The sequence below is a fragment of the Dietzia sp. E1 genome, from assembly GCF_014145015.1.
In the GTDB taxonomy this organism is placed as follows: domain Bacteria; phylum Actinomycetota; class Actinomycetes; order Mycobacteriales; family Mycobacteriaceae; genus Dietzia; species Dietzia cinnamea_A.
The window spans coordinates 1-2,331 of record NZ_JAALDU010000133.1 but is presented as its reverse complement, the minus strand read 5'-3'; the positions used below and the strand labels follow the sequence as shown (position 1 = coordinate 2,331).

At 72.5% G+C, this 2,331-nt stretch carries 3 protein-coding genes; all 3 read left to right on the top strand.

Annotated elements, in window-relative coordinates; translation table 11 throughout:
- The first annotated feature begins 46 nt into the window (after positions 1-46).
- On the top strand, positions 47-925 hold the full coding sequence (rapZ, locus tag G6030_RS05595; protein ID WP_182642467.1) for an RNase adapter RapZ: 879 nt from the start codon (positions 47-49) through the stop codon (positions 923-925).
- Positions 926-932: 7 nt separating this feature from the next.
- Complete coding sequence (gene yvcK, locus G6030_RS05590; protein WP_007628584.1) at positions 933-1,916, top strand: uridine diphosphate-N-acetylglucosamine-binding protein YvcK; 984 nt, start codon at positions 933-935, stop codon at positions 1,914-1,916.
- Between the two features lie 25 nt (positions 1,917-1,941).
- On the top strand, positions 1,942-2,331 hold a 390-nt coding region (whiA, locus tag G6030_RS05585; protein ID WP_182642466.1), incomplete at its 3' end, for a DNA-binding protein WhiA.

Sequence of the window (2,331 nt, the reverse complement as noted above, 5' to 3'; positions counted from 1 at the left end):
GCGGGGCGGCCGGGGCCGGCCGCGACGAACGACGCGAGGTGACACGATGGACGACTGCGACGACGACCGGGGGCGTGAGCTCCTCCTGATCAGCGGCATGTCGGGGGCCGGCAAGGGGACGGCCTCGAAGGTCCTCGAGGAGTTCGGGTGGTATGTCGTGGACAACCTCCCGCTGCCCTTCGTGGGGGAGTTCCTCGGCCGTTTCGACGACTCGGACGACGAACCCCGCCGGCTCGCGATCGTCGTCGACACGCGCAGCCTCGGCTTCGACGAACACCTGGGTGAGCTGCTCGAACTGTTCGCCGGCCGACAGCGGTCCCGCATCCTGTTCCTGGACGCCTCCGACGAGGCGCTGGTGAACCGGTTCAACAACGTGCGCCGCTCGCACCCCCTGCAGTCCGGCGGCGGGCTCATCGACGGGATCACCCGGGAGCGCCGGATCCTCGAGGGTCTGCGCGGACGCGCCGACGTCGTCGTGGACACGACCGCGCTCAGCGTCCACGACCTGCGCCACCGACTGGAGACCCCGTTCGGCGACCTCGGGTTCGACTTCCACCTCACCGTCGAGTCGTTCGGCTTCAAATACGGCGTCCCGGTGGACGTCGACATGCTCCTCGACATGCGCTTCCTGCCCAACCCGCACTGGATCCCCGAACTCCAGCCCCACACCGGGCGCGACAAGCCCGTGCAGGACTACGTCCTGGCGGACGAGTCCATCGAGGAGTACCTGCGCGCCGCCGTGACGATGATCCGGCTCGCGATGACCGGCTACCGACGCGAGGGCAAGCGGTACATGACCATCGCCGTGGGGTGCACCGGCGGCAAGCACCGCAGCGTGGCCATCTCCGAGTCCCTCGCGGGCCGGTTGACCGGCCTGGACGCGGTCGACGTTCACGTCCGCCACCGCGACCTCGGACGGGAGTGACCCGGCGATGACGGAACCCACGAAGCGGATCCCCTCGCTCGTCGCGCTCGGCGGCGGCCACGGCCTCTCGGCGACCCTGAAGGCCGGTCGGCTCGTCGCCGACCACGTCACCGCGGTGGTCACCGTCGCCGACGACGGGGGCTCCTCGGGCCGCCTGCGCCGCGAGCTCGGCATCCTCCCGCCCGGCGACCTGCGCATGGCGCTGTGCGCCCTCGCCGGTGAGGACGACGAACACGCCCGCCTCACGAGGCTCTTCCAGCACCGCTACGGCGGTACCGGGGCCCTGGCGGGGCACGCCGTCGGCAACCTCGTCTTCGCCGGACTGTGGGAACTCCTCGGCGACCCGATCGAGGCCCTCGACGCGGTCGGCTCGATCCTCGGCGTCACGGGACGGGTCCTGCCCATGTCCCCGGTGGCCCTCGACATCGCGGCCGAGGTCGTCGGTCTCGAGGCCGACCCGAGGGTCGTGCGCACCATCATCGGGCAGGTGGCCGTGGCGACCACGCCGGGCAGCGTCCGACGCGTGCGCCTCATCCCCGACGCCCCGCCCGCCGCGGACGGGGTGGTCGAGGCGATCGACCGGGCAGACCTCGTCGTGCTCGGCCCCGGCTCGTGGTTCACCAGCGTCATCCCCAACGTCCTAGTACCGGAGATCGCGGCGGCCCTCACGCGGACCGCCGCCACCAAGGCCCTCGTGCTCAACCTCGCCCCGCAGCCGGGGGAGACGGCGGGCTTCTCCGCCGAGCAGCACCTGCACGTCCTGCGCCAGCACGCGCCACGGGTCGATGTCGACGTCCTGCTCGTGGACCCGCGGATGCCGCTCAGCGCCACCGAACGCGAGCACCTCGAGCGCGCGGCGGCCGGGCTGGGCGCCCGCGTGGTGACCGCGGAGATAGCGAAGACCGGCTCGGATGGGACCATGAGGGCTGTCCACGACCCCGCCTCGCTGGCAACGGCGCTCGCCGCCTCGCTGCCGGGGGGCGCGGGGTGACGACCGGAGAACGAAGGAGCAGGGCGTGTCGCTGACCGCACAGGTCAAGTCCGAACTGGTGAGGGTCCCCGTCGGGAACACCGAGGCCAGGAGGGCCGAGGTCGCCGCGCTGTTGAGGTTCGCCGGAACGCTCCAGGTCCTCTCCGGCCGACTCGTCATCGAGGCGGAGGTCGACTCCTGCGAGATCGCCGACAGGCTCGCCGCCGAACTCGACGCCCTCTTCTCCGTGACCTGCGAGATCCACCCGATCGGGGGCTCGGGAGGCCGGCCGGCCCGCAAGTTCGTCCTCCGTGTCATCGACCGGGGGGCCGACCTCGCCCGCCAGCTGGGGCTCATCGACAACGCCGGTCGGGCCGTCCGCGGGCTCCCCGCGGCCGTGGTCGGCGGGTCCGTCGCGGCGGCCGAGGCCGCGTGG

Bases quoted from the DNA above. Each gene is read 5' to 3' on its own strand.
- rapZ (WP_182642467.1), top strand. From the start codon at position 47: ATGGACGACTGCGACGACGACCGGGGGCGTGAGCTCCTCCTGATCAGC.
- yvcK (WP_007628584.1), top strand. From the start codon at position 933: ATGACGGAACCCACGAAGCGGATCCCCTCGCTCGTCGCGCTCGGCGGC.